The organism is Armatimonadota bacterium, assembly GCA_031432545.1.
In the GTDB taxonomy this organism is placed as follows: domain Bacteria; phylum Sysuimicrobiota; class Sysuimicrobiia; order Sysuimicrobiales; family Sysuimicrobiaceae; genus Caldifonticola; species Caldifonticola tengchongensis.
The window spans coordinates 32,943-50,789 of sequence record JAVKGX010000003.1; the positions used below are offsets into that span (position 1 = coordinate 32,943).

17 protein-coding genes are annotated in these 17,847 nt (G+C 69.8%); 3 read left to right on the plus strand and 14 right to left on the minus strand.

Annotation, left to right across the window (positions count from 1 at the left end; genetic code table 11):
* Positions 1 to 26: 26 nt before the first annotated feature.
* The 5 genes from pdhA to accD are packed head-to-tail and all read right to left on the minus strand — an operon-like array spanning position 27 to position 4,741.
* Positions 27 to 1,019 (minus strand): pyruvate dehydrogenase (acetyl-transferring) E1 component subunit alpha, encoded by a 993-nt coding sequence (gene pdhA, locus QN163_04760; GenBank protein ID MDR5683321.1) that lies wholly within the window; start codon positions 1,017 to 1,019, stop codon positions 27 to 29.
* 17 nt (positions 1,020 to 1,036) lie between these two features.
* Positions 1,037 to 2,395 (minus strand): acetyl-CoA carboxylase biotin carboxylase subunit, encoded by a 1,359-nt coding sequence (gene accC / locus QN163_04765; protein ID MDR5683322.1) that lies wholly within the window; start codon positions 2,393 to 2,395, stop codon positions 1,037 to 1,039.
* Positions 2,396 to 2,417: 22 nt separating this feature from the next.
* A complete protein-coding gene (accB, locus tag QN163_04770; GenBank protein MDR5683323.1) occupies positions 2,418 to 2,891 on the minus strand; it encodes an acetyl-CoA carboxylase biotin carboxyl carrier protein in 474 nt (157 codons plus the stop codon).
* 16 nt (positions 2,892 to 2,907) lie between these two features.
* A complete protein-coding gene (locus QN163_04775; GenBank protein MDR5683324.1) occupies positions 2,908 to 3,879 on the minus strand; it encodes an acetyl-CoA carboxylase carboxyltransferase subunit alpha in 972 nt (323 codons plus the stop codon).
* On the minus strand, positions 3,854 to 4,741 hold the full coding sequence (gene accD / locus QN163_04780) for an acetyl-CoA carboxylase, carboxyltransferase subunit beta (GenBank protein MDR5683325.1): 888 nt from the start codon (positions 4,739 to 4,741) through the stop codon (positions 3,854 to 3,856). The genes QN163_04775 and accD overlap by 26 nt, the downstream gene beginning before the upstream one ends.
* Before the next feature lie 95 nt (positions 4,742 to 4,836).
* Between accD and QN163_04785 the strand changes: the two genes are divergently transcribed.
* Positions 4,837 to 5,961 (plus strand): hypothetical protein, encoded by a 1,125-nt coding sequence (locus QN163_04785; protein ID MDR5683326.1) that lies wholly within the window; start codon positions 4,837 to 4,839, stop codon positions 5,959 to 5,961.
* A 40-nt stretch (positions 5,962 to 6,001) separates the two neighbouring features.
* Here QN163_04785 and QN163_04790 read toward each other — a convergent pair whose 3' ends face one another.
* Positions 6,002 to 6,706: an RDD family protein gene (locus tag QN163_04790; GenBank protein ID MDR5683327.1), complete on the minus strand. Its 705-nt coding sequence runs from the start codon at positions 6,704 to 6,706 to the stop codon at positions 6,002 to 6,004.
* 92 nt (positions 6,707 to 6,798) lie between these two features.
* On the opposite strand from QN163_04790, the gene QN163_04795 reads away from it, so the two are divergent.
* The gene (locus QN163_04795; GenBank protein MDR5683328.1) at positions 6,799 to 7,770 is read left to right on the plus strand and encodes a stage II sporulation protein M; all 972 of its coding nucleotides are present in this window, start codon (positions 6,799 to 6,801) and stop codon (positions 7,768 to 7,770) included.
* Here QN163_04795 and QN163_04800 read toward each other — a convergent pair.
* The 7 genes from QN163_04800 to QN163_04830 form a co-directional block, all read right to left on the minus strand.
* Entirely contained in the window at positions 7,722 to 9,845 is a 2,124-nt protein-coding gene (locus tag QN163_04800; GenBank protein ID MDR5683329.1) for a cation-translocating P-type ATPase, read from the minus strand. The two genes, QN163_04795 and QN163_04800, sit on opposite strands and share 49 nt — an antisense overlap.
* 6 nt (positions 9,846 to 9,851) lie before the next feature.
* Positions 9,852 to 10,214, minus strand: a complete 363-nt coding sequence (locus QN163_04805; GenBank protein MDR5683330.1) for a metalloregulator ArsR/SmtB family transcription factor — start codon at positions 10,212 to 10,214, stop codon at positions 9,852 to 9,854.
* Positions 10,215 to 10,500: 286 nt separating this feature from the next.
* The gene (locus tag QN163_04810; protein MDR5683331.1) at positions 10,501 to 11,808 is read right to left on the minus strand and encodes a DUF58 domain-containing protein; all 1,308 of its coding nucleotides are present in this window, start codon (positions 11,806 to 11,808) and stop codon (positions 10,501 to 10,503) included.
* Positions 11,809 to 11,857: 49 nt separating this feature from the next.
* On the minus strand, positions 11,858 to 12,811 hold the full coding sequence (locus tag QN163_04815) for a MoxR family ATPase (GenBank protein ID MDR5683332.1): 954 nt from the start codon (positions 12,809 to 12,811) through the stop codon (positions 11,858 to 11,860).
* Between the two features lie 21 nt (positions 12,812 to 12,832).
* The gene (locus QN163_04820) at positions 12,833 to 14,029 is read right to left on the minus strand and encodes a DUF4350 domain-containing protein (protein MDR5683333.1); all 1,197 of its coding nucleotides are present in this window, start codon (positions 14,027 to 14,029) and stop codon (positions 12,833 to 12,835) included.
* Positions 14,026 to 14,643 (minus strand): DUF4129 domain-containing protein, encoded by a 618-nt coding sequence (locus QN163_04825; protein MDR5683334.1) that lies wholly within the window; start codon positions 14,641 to 14,643, stop codon positions 14,026 to 14,028. The genes QN163_04820 and QN163_04825 overlap by 4 nt, the downstream gene beginning before the upstream one ends.
* Positions 14,640 to 15,530, minus strand: a complete 891-nt coding sequence (locus QN163_04830) for a hypothetical protein (GenBank protein MDR5683335.1) — start codon at positions 15,528 to 15,530, stop codon at positions 14,640 to 14,642. Before QN163_04830 ends, QN163_04825 begins: the two co-directional genes overlap by 4 nt.
* A 101-nt stretch (positions 15,531 to 15,631) precedes the next feature.
* On the opposite strand from QN163_04830, the gene QN163_04835 reads away from it, so the two are divergent.
* A complete protein-coding gene (locus QN163_04835; protein ID MDR5683336.1) occupies positions 15,632 to 16,816 on the plus strand; it encodes a trypsin-like peptidase domain-containing protein in 1,185 nt (394 codons plus the stop codon).
* 40 nt (positions 16,817 to 16,856) lie between these two features.
* On the opposite strand, the gene glpX is transcribed toward QN163_04835, so the two are convergent.
* Entirely contained in the window at positions 16,857 to 17,828 is a 972-nt protein-coding gene (gene glpX / locus QN163_04840; protein ID MDR5683337.1) for a class II fructose-bisphosphatase, read from the minus strand.
* Positions 17,829 to 17,847 lie beyond the last annotated feature (19 nt).

Genomic DNA, 17,847 nt, shown 5'->3' on the forward strand with positions numbered 1-17,847 from the left:
GGTCGGTCCGAGGCCGTCAGGGGACCCTAGTCTCCGTACACATCCGTGTACAGCTCCTCCGGCGGGGGTTGGGGGCTGGCCTCGGCGAACGTGACCGCTTCTTCGACCACCCGATCCGCCCACGCGCCGATCTCATCAACCTTCTGGTCGTCGAGCGCGCCCTGGCCGCGCAGCCTCTGCTCCAGCAGGACGATGGGGTCTCGCGCCTTCCATGCCTCGATTTCTTTCCTGTCCCGATAGGGCTGGAAGAGGTCGGCGGCCCCGTGCCCGGCGAAGCGGTAGGTGATCGCTTCGATGCCGTACGGCCGTCCGGTTCGGCGCACGTCGTCGACGATCCGGCGTGCCGCCTCGTAGACCGCGATCACGTCCATGCCGTCGCACTGCTCGTTGGGGATGTCGTAGGCGTCAAACCGACGCGCCAGGTGCCTGACCGCCGACGAACGCTCCACCGAGGTGCCCATCGCGTACTGGTTGTTCTCGATGACGAACACGACGGGACACAGGCCCTCCCGTCCCCACAACCCGGCCAAGTTGGCGGCCTCGTGGAACGCACCGCAGTTGACCGCGCCGTCGCCCAGAAAGCACAAGCAGACGCGGTCGGTGTCGCGGTATCGCAGGGTGTAGGCGGCGCCGACGGCCAACGGGATGTGGCCACCGACGATGCCGTAGCCACCGTAAAAACCGCGCTCGACGTCGAACAGGTGCATCGATCCGCCCTTGCCCTTGCAGACGCCCGTTGCCTTGCCGTACAGCTCGGCCATCACGGCGCCAGGGTCCGTGCCGCGCACCAGGGCGTGGGCGTGATCGCGGTAGCCGGTGAAGTAGATGTCGTCGGGGCGTAGGGCGGCCAAAAAGCCCGTGGCCACGGCTTCCTGCCCGGTGTAGACGTGGAGGTAGCCGCCGATCTTGCCGCGGCGGAAACTGCGCTCGGTCTGCTCTTCGAAGCGCCGGACGAGCACCATCGTCCGGTACCAGTCGAGCAAGAGCTCGGCGCTCAGCGTCTGGTCGAGTTGCCTCATGCGTGTGTCCTGCTTCGTCACCGTGGCAGGGCCGCCAGGTCGATCCGGCGTTGCACGAAGTTGGTATAGACCTCGCCGCGCCGGAAGAACGCGTTGTCGAGCAGCAGTCGGTGGAACGGAATCGTCGTCCGAACCCCGGCGACCTCGAACTCCCGCAGCGCCCGCTCCATCCGCGCGATCGCCTCGGGGCGGTCGCGACCCCAGGCGATGATCTTCGCCATCAGTGAATCATAGTACGGCGGAATCGTGTAGCCGGCATAGACGTGCGTGTCCACGCGGATCCCGGGTCCGCCGGGCACGATGAACCCGCTCACACGTCCGGGCGAGGGGCGGAAGTCGTGGGTCGGGTCTTCAGCATTGATCCGGCACTCGATCGCGTGCCCGCGGAATTCGATGTCCTTCTGTTGCCAGCTCAGCCGCTCGCCGGCGGCCACGCGGATCTGCTCGCGCACCAGATCGAGTCCCGTCGTCATCTCCGTCACGGGGTGCTCGACCTGGATTCGGGTGTTCATCTCCATGAAGTAAAAGTTCTCGTCGCGGTCGACCAAGAACTCGATCGTGCCGGCGTTCGTGTAGCCGATCGCCTGGGCGATGCGCACGGCGGCGCGGTGGAGGCTGGCGCGCAGACGCCCGGAGATCCCCGGCGCAGGGGCTTCCTCCAGCAGCTTCTGGTGGCGGCGCTGGATCGAGCACTCCCGCTCGCCCAGGTGCACGACGTTGCCGCGGGTGTCGGCGAGGATCTGCACTTCGACGTGGCGCGGCTCGTCCAGGTACTTCTCGATGTAGATCTCGGCGCTGCCGAATGCGGCCTCGGACTCCTGTTGGGCCAGCTGCAAGGCCCGCGGCAGGTCCTCGCGGGTATGGACGTAGCGCATGCCGCGCCCGCCCCCGCCGGCCGACGCCTTGATGATCAAGGGGTATCCGATGCGGGCGGCGACGGCCTCGGCTTCGGCCTCGGTGCGCACCGGCCCAGGGCTGCCCGGGATCACCGGCACACCGGCCCGTTGGGCGATCTCGCGGGCCCGGGACTTGTTGCCCATCGCCTCGATGGCCTCGGGCGTGGGCCCGATGAACGCGATCCGCACATCGCGGCAGATCTCGGCGAAGTGCGCGTTCTCGGCCAGGAACCCGTACCCGGGGTGGATCGCGTCCACCCCCAGCAGTTCGGCGGTGCTCATGATGTTCGGGATGTTCAGGTAGCTCTCGACGGCCGGAGGCGGCCCGATGCAGAACGCTTCGTCGGCCAGCTTCACGTGCAGGCCGTTCCGGTCGGCCTCGGAGTACACCGCAACCGTGCGCACACCCAGCTCGCGGCACGCACGGATCACGCGGACCGCGATCTCTCCGCGGTTGGCGATGAGAACCTTTTTGAACATCAGGGATTCGGGGTCATGGGTTTCACTGTCCCCGCGGGTCGATCAAGAACAGAGGTTGGCCGTACTCGACGGGTGCTCCGTTTTCCGCCAGGATCCGCACGACGCGGCCGCTCACGTCCGCCGGGATTTCATTAAACATCTTCATGGCCTCGATGATGCACAGCGTCCGCCCCTCCTCGACCCAATCCCCCTCGTTGACGAAGGGCGCCGCCTCAGGGGAGGGAGCTCGGTAGAACGTGCCGACCATCGGCGCGGTCACCGGCACCCAGTGCGCGGGCATCGTGTCGGGCGGGGCAGCGGCCGGCGCCGGACCAGGGTTGTCGACCGTCGCCGGGGGCAGAGCTGGGGCGGGGGGAACAGGCGCGGCGGCTTTGCGGATTGCGACCCGTAGGTGACCCGCCTCCACCTCCAGTTCGGTGATGTTGGCCTCGCTGGCGATCCGCACGAGTTCGCGGATCTCTTCGAAGTTCAGGGCCCCGCGTTCGTTGTTCTCCATGGGCTCCCCTCGACGGTCAGCTCCCCACATACTTTCCCATGCGGCGGTACTTCTCGTAGCGGCCCGCGCACAGCGTCTCGGTGCTGAGACCTCGCAGCGACCCGAGGGCGTTCCGCAACGCCTCCCGCAGCGCGTTCATGACGGAGTCCGGGTCGAGGTGGGCGCCGCCGGGCGGCTCCGGCACGATCTCGTCGATGAGCCCCAGCTGCAGCAGGTCGGGCGCGGTGAGCTTCAGCGCCGCCGCCGCCTCCTCCTTGCGGGAGGCGTCGTGCCACAGGATCGCCGCGCACCCCTCCGGCGGGATCACGGAGTAGATGGCGTACTGCAGCATCAGAATACGGTCGCCTACGGCGATGCCCAGCGCGCCCCCGCTGCCCCCCTCCCCGGTGATTGCCACCACGATCGGCGTGCGCAGCTGCGACATCACCATGATGCTGCGCGCGATGGCCTCGGCCTGCCCCCGCTCCTCCGCCTCGACGCCCGGGTAGGCGGCCGGCGTGTCCACCAGCGAGATCACCGGAAGGCGGTGCTTTTCGGCCAGCCGCATGATCCGCACCGCCTTGCGGTAGCCTTCCGGATTCGGCATTCCCCAGCGGCGCTCGATGTTCTCGCGGGTCTCCCTGCCCTTGTAGTGGCCGATCACCGCGCACGGCGTCCCGTCGAAACGCGCCAGCCCGCAGAACATGGCGGGATCGTCGGCGAACAGGCGGTCGCCATGCAGTTCGGTGACGTCGGTGAACAGGCCGGCCAGGTAGTCGGCCAGCTTCGGCCGCTGGGGGTGGCGCGCCGCCTGGACGATCTGCCAGGCCGTCGGGTCCCGCCAGACCGCCTCGCGGAGCTCGTTCGCGCGTTCGGTCAGCGCGGTGATCTGGGAGCGCAGATCAACCCCCTCGTCCCGCTGCACCCGGGTCAGGCGCGCGAGTTGCTCTTCGACCTCTTGCAGCCGTCGCTCGAGTTCGGTTCTACTGGGCGCCGGGTGAGCGGTCACCGTCGACCTCCGGTTGCTCGGGAAGGGTTTCGGGTGAGCACCCCAGCAACTGTAGCAGATCGGCGACGGCGTCCTTCAGCTCGGCACGCGGCACGATGCGGTCGATCATCCCGTGCTGCAGGAGGAACTCTGCCGTCTGGAACCCCTCCGGCAGCTTCTGGCGGATCGTCTGCTCGATTACCCTCGCGCCGGCGAACCCGATCAGGGCCCCGGGTTCGGCGATGTGGACGTCGCCCAGCATGGCGAACGACGCGCTGGTCCCGCCCGTCGTTGGATCACAGAGCACCGAAACGAAGGGCAGCCTGGCGTCGTGCAGTCGCTGCACGGCCGCGCTGGTCTTCGCCAGCTGCATCAGCGACAGCGCTCCTTCCTGCATCCGTGCGCCGCCGCTGGCGCTGAACGTGACGACCGGCAGCCCGCGCGCGACCGCCCGCTCGAACATGCGCGTGACCTTCTCGCCCACCACGGACCCCATGCTGCCGCCGAAGAACTCGAAGTCCATGAATGCCGCGGCCACACGGACGCGGAGGATCAACCCCTCGCCCGTGATCACCGCGTCGTTGCGGCCGGTGCGCTGGCGCACCTCCTGGTACCGGCGCGCGTAGTTCGGAAAGCCCAGCGGGTCGGTGGACGCCAGTTCCGCGTCCCACTCCTCGAACGTCCCCTCGTCCACGATGAGTGCGAGCCGCTCCGGGCCGCTGATCCGGTGGTGGTGCCCGCACTTGGGACAGACCTTCAGGTTGCGCTCCAGTTCCTTACGATACACGAGCTGGGCGCACTTCGGACACTTCACCCACAGGCCGGCCGGCAGTTCACGCCGCTCCACGGCGTTGTACTTGGGCCGTCGCAGCCAGTTCAGCATCGTATGGCCTTTCTTTGCGCGCGCGGCCTTATCCTCTCGGTCTGCCGTTCGGCGGCGGTCACGGGGTGCTAGAGTGATGTGTGAGGGTCTGGTCGATGCGGCGGATCCTGCTGCTGTGTACGCTCGCGCTCGTCGCCGTACCGGTGGGGGCACAGAGCCCGCCGCCACCGGAGATGGTCGAAGTGTACCGGGTGCGGTTGGACCACCAGGCCGGCGGTGCGATCGAGGCCAGCGTGGATCGCGGCGCGACGTGGCGCGCCATCGGGCATGTCGCGCGTCCGGCGGAGGACGTCGCGGTCGGGTTCAACGCCGCGCGCTGGGGCACGCCGGGGACCGTGGTGGCGAGCGGCGCGAACGCGGTGCACATCAAGGTGGGCGACTCGCCGGAAGGCCGCGGCCTCATCGTCAGCTTGATGCCGCGCGGTGCGCCGGGCGGGCGGCACGTCGTCGGCACCGACATACCGGGCGGCACCGCGATCTTCGGGGGCCGGTTCGCCCCGTTCGTCGGCAACCCCGTCGTCGTCGAGCGGCCCGACGGCGTGGTACCGCTCGCCGAGCAGGCGCCGCGGATCGGCGACCGGATGGTCATCACGGTGCAGCGGCCCGCCCGCTATCCGCTGGAGATCGAGTTCGAGAATCGGTTCGGCGGGTTGGTCCGAGCGCGGTACGCGGACCGCAGCGAGCGGGTCGTGGCCGTCGTCCTGCGTCCGGTGGCCGGTGTCGGGCGGTTCGGGGGCACGGAGTACGTGGGCGTCGGCCGCGTCCGCGCCAACCACCCCGGTGTCATCGACATCTCCACCTCGCCCATCGGCCAGGTGGGAGGCTTCCAGATCATTCCGCGGGACCACGCGCACAGCGCGGAGCTGATCGGCGCGATCCTGGGGACGCAGTGGATGGTCGTCGGCCCGGTCAACCCCCTCGATCCGTCGCCGCAGGGTACGCAGCCGCTGTTCTCCTCGTTCATCATGCCGCGCTACGAGAGCGCCGACCTCACCGACGAGGAGTGGATGCGGCGGATGGCGGAGCGGTTCCTCGTGATGGTGCGGCTGCGAGAGGGGCCGTGGCAGCTCATGCCGCCGCTGGTGGGCAAGGACAACGGCGCGCTGCTGGAGATGACCCACTTCAAGATCCTGTTGGGGCTTTGGGCCGGCGCCGGGGCCGGGCCCCCGACGCCCGCTGCGACGCCGTCACCGTGGATCGTTGACTTCCACGGCCGGTGACGGGGCTCCTGCGCCGCCCGTACGGACCGGGCCGGCTCGGCTAGGCGTTGTGGCCCGATCCACCCCCGCGGTGGGATGCCGCCAGCGCCTCCAGCAGTTCCTCGGCACTCGTACCGGTGTCGCCGTCCACCCCCAGCGCCTGCGCGATCTCCCTCGCGCGCTGCGCCCGCGCGTCGGGTGCGAGTTCGGTGCGTCGCAGCAGGAAGCGGCGGACGAGTTCGTACTCCTGCGGACGCAACCGACGCGGGGGCACGCGTCCGGGGGGCACCGGCGTCGTCCGCAGGGCGCGGGGCCGCTGTGCGACCGCATCGTGGATCACGATCGTCCCGGCGGCGAAGTCGCCCAGACGGCGCTGTGCGCGGTTGAGGAGCATCGTGATCACGCCGACCCCGTAGGATAGCGGCAAGAAGTCCACGAGCCGCACGACGTTGCGGATCGCGGCCTGCGCAAAGCCCACCGGTCGACCGTCGTCGCGCACCACGCGAATCCCGACCGCCCGCTTGCCCGGCGTCTGCCCGTTCCACGCCGTTTCGAAGAAGATGAAGTACCCGGGGAAGATCGCAAACACCGCGAGCAGGACAATCGCAAGCTGCCACCACACGTAACCCCGCAGGGCACCCTCGATCTGTGCCGTGGAGGCGAATCCGATCAGGAGTGCGGCCAGGACCGCGAGTTGGACGACCGTGTCGATGAGCGCGGCGACGAACCGAGAGCCCAACCCGGCGATCTCGTAGGAGATCTCCACCTGTTCGGGTGTTAGGATGGTGGCGCGGTCCTCCACAGTACGCAGTATGGAACACGCACCGGACCGTCACAAGGCGCCGCGCGGACCCTCCCATGACCGTCGACCGTTTCATCGAGACCCGGCAGGCCGCCTGGGACCGGCTCGAGGCGCTCGTCCGCAAGGCGGACCGCGGCCGCGTGTGGCGCCTGTCAGAACCAGAACTGGCTGAACTCGATCGCCTGTACCACCGGACGGCCGCCGACCTGGCCCGTGCGAGGGCTGCCTATCCCGACCTCGTCCCCTACCTGAACCGACTGGTTTCTGGTGCGCACCACGTGATCTACCAGCCTCCTTCGCAGGGGATGCGCGGGGTGTGGCGGTTCTACCGTGACGAAGCCCCGCGGGTGGTGCTGCGCACGTGGCCATTCTGGTCGGTGGCGGTGGGGTTGCTCGCCGCCGGCTTCGCCGTGGCGTTCGCCGTCGGCGGTTCGGACCCGCAGGCGTTGCGGGCGTTCGTCCCGGATTTCTTCGAGGAAGTGGTCGAACGTGTAGAAGCCGGTCGCGCCGGCCCTGACGTGGTGCGCGAGCAGGCCCCGTATCTGACCAGCGCGGTGCTGACCAACAACCTGCGCGTGGCCATGCTCGCCTTCGGCGGAGGGATCCTCTTCGGTGGCCTGACCGCGTACGTCCTGGTGCTCAACGGCCTGATGTTGGGCGCGGTGAGCGCGGTCTTCCACCAGTACGGGTTGGCGTTCCCGTTCTGGTCGGCGATCTTGGCCCACGGATTCCTCGAACTCACGGCGATCGTCCTGGCGGGCGGGGCGGGGCTCGTCATCGGCTGGGCGCTCGTTGCACCCGGGATGCACACACGCAAGGACGCGCTCGTGGTCCGCTCGCGCGAGGGCGGCCGACTTCTCGCCGTCACCGTCCCGCTGTTCGTGGCCGCCGCGGTCATCGAAGGCTTCTTGAGTTTCTTTCCGGGCGACAACGCGACCAAGCTGGCGGTGGGCGTTCTGTCGGAAGCGGTCTTCGTGATCTACGTGCTGCGCGGGCGTGTGCCGCCCGCCGCCCGGCCGGCGGGGTGAGCGGCAGATCGGCCCTGCCGCAGCAGACGCGAGGAGTTGGCGAGGATGCCGATGTCGGGCAGCGACTGCGCGGCGGCGGCGAAGATCGGGGGCAGGTAGCCCAGGGCGGCCAGTGAGATCCCGACCAGGTTGTAGAGGGTCGTGAAGCCGATGTTCAGCCGAACCACCCCCATCGTCCGGCGCGCGATCTCGAACAGGGCGGGCACCAGGTGCCAGTCGTCGCGCAGCAGCGCGACGTGCGCGGCCTCGATCGCGACGTCGTGCCCCGCGGCACCCAGCGCGATCCCGACGTCAGCGCGTGCCAGCGCCGGCGCGTCGTTGACCCCGTCGCCGACCATCACGACGGTGTGTCCGGCGGCCTGGTATTCCCCGACGACGGCGAGTTTGTCTGCGGGTAGCAGGTTCGCGCGGTAGGGGATGCCGACTGCATCGGCGACGGTGGCGGCGGATGCTTCGTTGTCGCCGGTGAGCAACTCGATCGTGCGGATTCCCGTGGCCTGCAGCGCCCGTATGGCGCCCACCGCGTCGTCGCGGACGGAGTCACTGGCGGCCAGAACGCCGATCAGTTTTCCATCGCGTACCACGTACAGCGGCGTCTGGCCGTCCCGCAGCTGGGTCCGTGCCGCCGCGTCCGGTTCCGGGACGATCCGCTCGCTGCCGACGGCGACCAGATGGCCGTCCACGCGGGCGCGGACGCCCGCACCGGGCAGCGCCTCGAACGCCTCGACCGGTAGCGATGCCAGGCCGCGGTGCTGTGCCGCGTGGCGCACCGCTCGGGCGAGCGGGTGCTCGGAGTCCCGTTCAGCGGAAGCCGCCAGGGCCAGCACATCGTCCGGCGAGGCGCCGTTCATCGCCAGCACTTCGGTGATGCGCGGGCGCCCGGTCGTGAGCGTGCCGGTCTTGTCTACGAGCACGACGTCGGCGCGTGCCAGCGCCTCGAGGTAGCGGCCGCCCTTGACGAGGACGCCCCGCCGGGCGGCGGCGCCGATCGACGCGAGCATCGCGATAGGTGTCGCCAGCGCGAACGAGCAAGAGCAGGCGACTGCGAAGACCGCCGCCATCGCCAGCGGGTCGCGGCGCACCAGGAGCGTGAGACCGCCGATGGCCGCCACGACCGGGAGGTAGTAGGCTGCGAACCGGTCCGCGGTGCGGTGGACTTCGGCCTTGTGGGCTTCGGCCTCTTCCACCAGGCGGATCACGCGGCCGAACGTCGAGTCCGATCCCACATGGGTCGCCCGGATGCGAAGGCTGCCCAAGGTGGCGATCGTCGCGGCGAATACCTTCGAGCCGGGTCCGACCTCCGCGGGCATCGCCTCGCCCGTGATGGCGGCTTGGTCCACTGTGGCGGTCCCGGCGACGACTTCGCCGTCGACCGGGATGCGCTCACCGGGGCGGACGACGACGATCTCGCCGACCCGCACGCCCTCGACGGGGATCTCGACTTCGCGGCCGTCCCGCTCCAGCCGTGCCATCTGGGGGGCCATGGCCGTCAGATCACGGATCGCACTGCGCGCTCGGTCGGTGGTGAAGCGCTCCACGTAGTCGCCGAGGCGAATAAAGAAGACCAGCACCAGGGCGGTGGCCCACTCCCCGACCGCCAGCGCCGCCACCACGCCCAGCGTCATCAAGGTGTGGGCAGTAATGCGACGGCGCAGCGCTGCGCGGACGACGTTCCGAAAGACGGGATAGCCGGCCCCGAGCGCGATCGCCGCGCCGACCGGCCAAGGCACGCGGGCGGTGAAGCGGTCGAACAACCCGAGCCACTCGCCGGCGGCGACGGCGAACAACACGATCCCAAAGACCACGCCGAGGGCGGTCAAAAACGGCCGGTGCAGCGCGCCCTCGGCCGCCGGGGGACGGGTCGGCGCGGAATATCCCGCGGCTTCGATCGCTCGGCGCACGGCCGCCGGCGAGACGCGCGCCGGATCCAGCCGGACGACGGCCTTGCCCGCTCCCAAGAGGACGCGGACGGACTCGACGCCGGGCAGCTCCTCCACGGCCCGCCGGACGTGTGCGGCGCACTCGCCACAATCCATGCCCGACACGGGGATCTCGATCGTGTGGGTTCGCCCCACCCCTTGTCACCTCCGCGAGATGTGGCGCGGCGGGGTGTTTGCGGCGTAGCGCGTGCACTCATAGACGCCGCGGGCGACTTCGGCCAGCACCTCGTCGGCCGTCCGGAGTAGAGTCTCGACCCGGCGCTCGGCCAGCCGGTACCGGGTATGCCGGCCGCGGGGCTCCCGCACGACCAAACCGCAGTCACGCAGGCAGGCCAGGTGGTTCGATACGTTCGACTGACCCAGTCCGGTTAGACCGACGAGCTCGGTCACGGTCAGTGGCCCGGCGCGCAGCGCCTCGAGGATCGCCAGGCGCGACGGATCGGCAAACCCCCGAAACAACTTCGCCTTCAGGCCGACGGCCTGCGGCTGGGCGATCATGAGCATGACCTGACTCCTTATATTATTAGATCTAAATGTAATGATATTACATGACATGCTTGCAGTCCACACCCGCCCACCGCCCTCGCCAAGCATGTGCGGGCAGCGTCGGGAGCGTCCCCACGCGCCGGTAGAGTCTCGGCGGGTATCAGGAGGATCGGCGCGGCGGTGACGACGGGTACCGCTGGGGGCCTTAATGTGCCTCGCCCCTTGGGAATGACGGACTGCGCAGCGTGACCCCGCAGGGGGAGGAGCAGAAACGGCGATCGTCCACACGGTGGACGCGGCGGGTCTAGGCCCTGGCCGTCCCCTTGATCTCCAGGTACTTGTTGATGACGGCGATCGAGAGCGCCTCCGGCGGGCGGTCGACGACCGGGATGCCGCGAGAGTGGAGTAAGGCCACCGCGCGGTCGCGCTGCCGCAGCGCGGAGGCCGCTAGGGCCTTCTCGTACGCCTCGACTGCATCCTTGGGCAGGCGGTGCCCGAGGGCGACCATCGGCGGATCTTGCACCATGACGCAGACCACCTGGTGGCGCGCAGCCAGACGCACGAGCGGCCGCAGGATCGTCTGCGAAGCCTCGGGGTCGATCAGTTCGGTGAAGACCACGACCAGCGAGCGCTGGCGGTTTCGGACCCACAGGTCTGTCAGCGCGTGCTCGTAGTCCGGCTCGACGCGTTCGGGTTGCAGGTCGTAGATCGCTCGTAGGATGCGACCCACCTGGGAGCGCCCCCTGCGGGGCGGAACGTAGATGGCCCGGCGGGGCCCGAACGCGAGCAGGCCCACCTTGTCGCCGTTGTCGGCGGCGACCTGCCCGACGAGGACCGCCGCATTGATCACCAGGTCCAGCTTGCGCACGTCGCCGATCCACGACGCCATCAGCCTCCCGGTCTCCAGGACCAGGATCACGTTGCGGCTGCGCTCGATGTCGTACTCGTTGGTCATGGGCCGCCCGCGCCGCGCGGTCGCCTTCCAGTTGATGCGGCGCACGTCGTCCCCGGCGACGTACTCGCGCACCGACTCGAACTCGGTGCCGGTGCCGAAACGGCGCGCGGCGCGCAATCCGATCTCTGCCAGCCGGTTCCGGCGGCTGAGCAGTTCGTACTTACGCAGCTCCCACAGGTTGGGGTAGACGCGCACGGACCGGGAGGCTGACACACGGCCGGTCTTCTGTAGGAGTCCGAGCGTGCCCCACAACCGGAAGTGGATGTCGCCGAAGCGGTATGCGCCCCTGCGCCTGGGTCGAACGGTGTAGGCGACCTCCCCGCTGGTCCCGGGCGCCAGGTGCAACGTCGGCTGCGTCGCCGATGCCTCGAACTCGTGCGGGAATTCGTCGCGCACCACCAGGCGGACGGGCCTGCTGGCGCGGTTCGTTGCGGTCAGCACGACGCGGTTGGCCGCGCCGTTGGACAGCACCGACGGCACGGTGCGCCGCACTGCGACCTGCTGGGGCCGGGGCGGCAGGAGCGCGTCGACGATCACGAGTAGGGCGAGGGCGGTGTTGTAGGCGGCCAGCACGCCGATCCCCGTCCCCTCGGGCGCGATCCACACGGCCGCGGCACCCGCGGCGGCGAGGGCCACCAGACGGGCAGAGGGGATCATCCGGCTCCCTCACGCATCCGTCGTCGACGTCGGGGGATGGCACGCACCGCTATCGGGGAACGGGCACGGCCTCGACGACCTCCCGGATGGCCATGTCGGGTGTTATGCCCTCGATCTCCGACTCGGGGCGGAGCAGGATCCTGTGGCGCAGCACCGGGTAGGCCAGCTGCTTGACGTCGTCGGGGATCACGAAGTCCCTGCCCCGTAGGGCTGCCAGCGCCTTGCTGCAGACGAGCAGGTTGGCTGCCGCGCGCGGGCTCGCCCCCAACAGGATCGTCGGCGAAGTCCGCGTGCGGGCGGCGATCTGCCCGACGTAGGCGATCAGCTGGGGCGCAACCGTCACCTCCTGAACCGCGCCCTGCAGTTCGGCGATCGCGGCTCGCGGCAGCACCGGGCGAAGCGAGGACTCGACGATCCGGTGCGGGTCGAAGCCGGCGTGAAAGCGGTTGAGGATCTCCACCTCCTCGTCGGGGTCGGGGTAGGGGACGACGACCTTGAGCAGGAAGCGGTCCAGCTGCGCCTCCGGCAGGGGGTAGGTCCCCTCGTACTCGACCGGGTTCTGCGTGGCCAGCACCATGAAGGGTTCCGGCAGCGCGTGGCGCCGGCCGTCGATCGTGACCTGCCGCTCCTCCATCGCCTCCAGCAGGGCCGACTGCGTCTTGGGCGGCGTGCGGTTGATCTCGTCCGCCAGCAGGACGTTCGTGAAGACGGGTCCGCGGCGGAGGTGGAACGTGCCCTCCGTGACGGAGAACACGCTCGTGCCCACGACGTCGGCGGGCATGAGATCGGGCGTGAGCTGGATCCGGGCGAACTCGCAGTCCAGCGTCCGGGCAAGTGCTTTGGCGAGCAGGGTCTTGGCGACGCCCGGTACGCCCTCCAACAACACGTGCCCGCGGCTGAGCAGCGCCACGAGGAGCAGGTCAACCACCTCGCGCTGTCCGACCACCGCCTTGGCGAGTTCGTCGGCGATGCGACGTGCCGTCTGTGCGATGCGCTCGAACATTCCGGACTCCACGATAGGTCGTCAGCGGTTCTCCGTCAGTGTTCGCGGCTTCGTGCTCTGGGATCTCCGGACGTAGGGTACCGCGCCCTCTCCCAGGATCTGCCTGCGCAGCTTCTCTAGGGTGGCTGCGAACTCCACGAGGTCGGCGTCGGACCGCACCCCGGCTTCCAGCACCTGCAGCGCGCGGCGGAACCCCCCTCGGTCGCGTTCGGACAGGCGGGACGCGATGACCTCGGGTCCGGATGCGGCGCTCAGCCCGAGTCTGGGCGCCACCTCCCGGCGCCAGTGGTCCCACAGCGCAGTGGCGGCGGCACGGCGCGCTCCGGCACGGCGATACAGGCTGGCCATGGAGTGCACGTACTCGACCGCGTAGCGGGTGCGCTCCGGCTCAGGCAGCGGCACCGGAGGCCCCAGGTGGGACCCGGCCGACAGTGCGAGCAGCGCGGCCGCGAGGGCGACCTGCACCAGGCCCCAACCCACGTTGCCTCCGAGCAGGCGCGACCAAGGGCTGCGCGGCTGGCCTCCGAAGCCGTGGACCACCTCGTCGAACGCGACCGCTCGCCCGTCTGCGTAACGGAAGAGCAGGTTGGCGGCCAGGACTGCGTTGTCTTCGGCGGCCAGGTGGCGGTTGGTGAACAGGTGGCTGTCGGCGATCACAACGACCCGGCCGGCCCCCAGACGGTGCTCGGTGATCAGCGGACCCGCTGAATCGGCCAGCAGCACCGTCCCCGGCCGCCCGCGCACGCCCGTGGTGACCCAGACCCGGCGCACGTCGCGCGCCACGTCGGGTGTGCCCCACACCTGGCGGACACGACCGGCCGGCGGTGCCAGCGCAGCCGCCCGCCGGTTGGAGGGTTCGCCGAGGAAGGGCGCCTGGTCGGGGTGTCCCTGGTAGATCAGCGTCCCACCGCTGCGCACCCAACGCGCGATCGCCGGATCACGCGAGGGGACGGTCGCCGGCGTCGTCCACAGTACGGCGATGCGCGGCGCGAGCTCGTCGTAGGGATCGCGCCAGGCGAACGCGCGGATGCCCATGCGCTGGGCCAGCAACAGCACAGCGCGCATACCGCTTTCGGTGCTGTTGAACGTGCTGAAGGGTACAGGCGCCTGCACGGGCGGGCGCTGCTGCACGATGCGGGCGTTCAGCCACCACAGGGCGGCCAGGGCTCCTGCCACCAGGAGCATCTGCGCGATCCCGATCTTCTGACGTATGGTCATGCCGCAGCCTGTGCACGTTCGACCGCGTCGCACAACCGGTCCGCCTGCGCGTACGTCTCCGGCCCGGCCTGCGCCATGCCGTACCACACACGCTCGAACACCGTCGTCGCCTCCCACAGCGGCGCGCCGACCGGTTCTGTCCGCAACACCGCCACCGCCTCCCAGTTCGTCCGCGCCGGACAGGGCGGCAGCGCACCTCGTCGCTCCAGTTCCGCCAGCATGGCGCGGTAGCGCGCCCGTACGGCGTCCCGGTAACGTCCCGCCGCAGCGAGCGCCGCCGCGGCGGCCCGGGCGACCTCCGGGTCACCGTCCTCGGTTTCAGGTTGGGGCGAGGTATGCGCCGCGCGCGACCTGTGGGCCATCCGAATGTGCGTGCGGCGGAGCAGCAATGCGACGGCGACCACCGAGAGCAACGCGACCACCACCGCCGCCGCGCCGCCGGCGGACAGCCCGCCGGTGGGCAAGACGATCGTGTCCCACCACCGCGCGACCTGCTCGAGCAGCTGCTGCCACAGACTCTGGACCGGGTCGGGCCGCAGCCCCTCCACTGCTTCGGCGGCCCAGCGCCGGATCTGGTCCGCAGCGGGGCGCGCCGCAGCCGCCACCGCGATCACCCTGCCACCTCGGGCGCCCCCCGCCGCAGGTCCCGCGCGAGGATCTGCAGATCCAAGCCTTCCTTGCGCACGCGCAGGTCGTAGTACAGCAGTGTCATCCCCGCCATCCGCATGGGCTCCAGCACGACGCCGATCAGCGCGTACAGCAGCTGTCCTGCCCCGGCGACGTCCTCCGTCCGCACGCCCACTGCGGCGAACCGCAGCGCCAGCGTGCCCACGGCGACGGCTGCGACCTGTACGACGGAGATCAGCAGCGACAGCAGCAGCAGGATGGCGAACGCCTTCCAGCCGAAACCCGCGGTCAGCCGCCAGGACCGCTGCAGGGATGCCACCGCACCCAGACGTTCGACGACGACCGCCTGCGGAAACAGTTGCCAGCGCACGTAGATCAGCACGATCGCCACCAGCGCGGCCGCGGCCGCCAGCGCGGCGATCGCGACGGCGCCCGGCAGAAAGCCGGGTACGAGCGCACCGGCCGCCATCGGCGCGACGAACAGCAGCACGGTCGTGCCGAGGATCGCGCTCACCGACAGCACGAGCAAAAAGACGACCGCCAGCAGCGTGGTGGCGTGTCCCAGCATCCGGCGCAGGGCGTCGCCGACCCGCACGGTGCGGCCGAGCACGTGTTCGCTGGCGGCGTAGGCGAGCATCCCGGACCCGAGCGGGTAGGCGGTGAAGAAGAACAACAGGGACGACAACCCGCCCGCTTGCGATGCGATCTCCGGCAGGTTCACGCGCGGTGACAGGGTGCCGACCAACAGGTAGACGAGGACGTAAAACGGCAGGTAGACGGCCGCGGTCATCAACACGAACGGGACAAAATTGTCACGATACAGACGCACCGCACCGTCGAGGATCTCTCCGATCCGCAGCGGCCGCAGATGCATTCATCACCTCTTCACGGGGGATGTTCAACAGTAGTGATATCGCCTCGGGCAGAGTGGGCATCTCGCCCGGGCCCGTGAGATGATGCAATTGTGTGAGGTGGATGGATCCCATGTCTACGACACCGTACCGAGTCTACACACCGCCGCCGCCGGAGGCACCGCCCCCGCCCCCTCCGCCCAGGCGCGGGATGGGATCGGGGACCGTCGTCCTGATCGTGCTGCTGTCCCTCGTCGGGGGTGCCCTCGGTGGCTACTTCGCCCCCCGGGCGCTCCCGCAGGCCCCACCGCAGTGGTCGCCCGGTCAACCCGCCTCGCCTGTGACGCCCGGCGCCGGTGTTACGCGCGTCGAGCGCGAGGAGTCGGTCGTCATCCGGGTGGTCGAGCAGGTGCGGCCCGCGGTGGTGAACATCCGAACCGTGGCGGTCACGCCCGACTTCTTCGGCCAGCTCTTCCCGCGGCAGGGTGCCGGCTCCGGCGTCATCGTCAGCCCGGACGGCTACATCCTCACGAACGACCACGTCGTCCGCGGCGCGCGGGAGATCAAGGTCACGCTGCTCAACGGCCGGACGCTCGACGGGCGGATCGTGGGGACCGATCCCCTGTCCGACCTCGCCGTGCTCAAAGTCGACAGCCAGGACAGGCTGCCGGCCGCCGAGCTGGGCGATTCGCAGGCCCTCAAGGTTGGCCAGATGGCCATCGCCATCGGCAACCCGTTCGGTCTGGGCAGCACGGTGACGGTCGGCGTGGTCAGCGCCCTGAACCGCACGATCCGCGACCCCGCCAGCGGGGTCTCGCTGGACAACCTGATCCAGACGGACGCGCCCATCAACCCCGGCAACAGCGGAGGTCCGCTGGTCAACAGCGCCGGCCAGGTGATCGGCATCAACACCGCGATCATCCCGCAGGCGCAGGGGATCGGCTTTGCGATCCCTTCGTCGGTCGCCCGCACGATCATGGATCAGCTGATCCGCACCGGAACGGTGCAGCGCCCGTTTTTCGGCATCGCCTACATCGAGATCACCCCCGAGGTCGCCTCCGCTTACGGGCTCGCCGCAGACCACGGCGTGCTCGTGCAGCAGGTCGTGCCCGGCAGTGGGGCGGAGCGGGCCGGCATCCGTCCGCTGGACATCCTCGTGGAACTGGACGGACGGAAGATCGAGCGCGGTGCCGACTTCCAGGGAGAGATCTTCAACCGCAAGGTGGGCGACACCGTCCGGGTCACCGTCCTGCGCGGTGGGCAGCGCCTGTCGCTCGACGTGACGCTCGGCCAGCGGCCGCCCCAGTGAGGGGACGCGCCATCGAGGGTCGGCGGCCCGCCGTCTGCGGCTACAGGAGCCGGATCGCCCCGATCCGCTCGCGGTCGGTCACGTAGACGCTGTCCACGAAGCGGATCTCGCCGCTGGCCGCAGTCATGACCAGCGTGTGGGTGCGCATGCCGCCGGCGAAGTACAGGACGCCCTTGAACAGGTCGCCGTCGGTGATCCCGGTGCACGAGAAGATCACGTTGCGCCCGGGGACCAGGTCCTCGGTGAAAAAGACCCGATCGGGGTCGGAGATCCCCATGCAGCGCACCCGCTCGCGCTCTTCGTCGCTGCGGAACCAGAAGCGGCCCTGGATCTCCCCACCCAGGCAGCGCAGGGCCGCCGCCGCCAGCACGCCTTCGGGCGCACCGCCCACTCCCATGACAGCGTGCACGCCGGTGCCCGAGACAGCCGCCGCGATCGCGGCCGAGACGTCTCCGTCGGAGATCAACCGGATCCGCGCACCGGCGTCCCGTACCTGCTGGATCAGCTCGGCGTGCCGCGGCCGATCGAGGATCACGACCGTGATGTCGTGGACCGAGCGACGCAACGACGAGGCGATCGTGTTCAGGTTCCGCGCGACCGGCCAACGGAGGTCCACGCGGCCTGCGGAGGACGGGCCGACGATGAGTTTCTCCATGTAGATGTCGGGCGCGTACAGGATCCCGCCCCGCTCGCTGACGGCGATGACGGAGATCGCGTTGGGCAGCCCCTTGGCCACCAGGTTCGTCCCTTCGAGGGGGTCGACTGCGATGTCGACCTCGGAACCGTTGCCCGCGCCGACCTCCTCGCCGATGTAGAGCATGGGCGCCTCGTCGCGCTCGCCCTCACCGATCACGATGCGCCCGCGGATGTCCAGCTCGGACATCGCCGACCGCATCGCCTGCACCGCGGCCGCGTCGGCGGCCTCGTTGTCACCCTTGCCCATCAACCGGGCGGCCGCCAGCGCTGCGGCCTCGGTAACCTTTACGAAGTCGAGCATCAATGCCCTTTCCATGAGGCGCCCCCCTGACCGT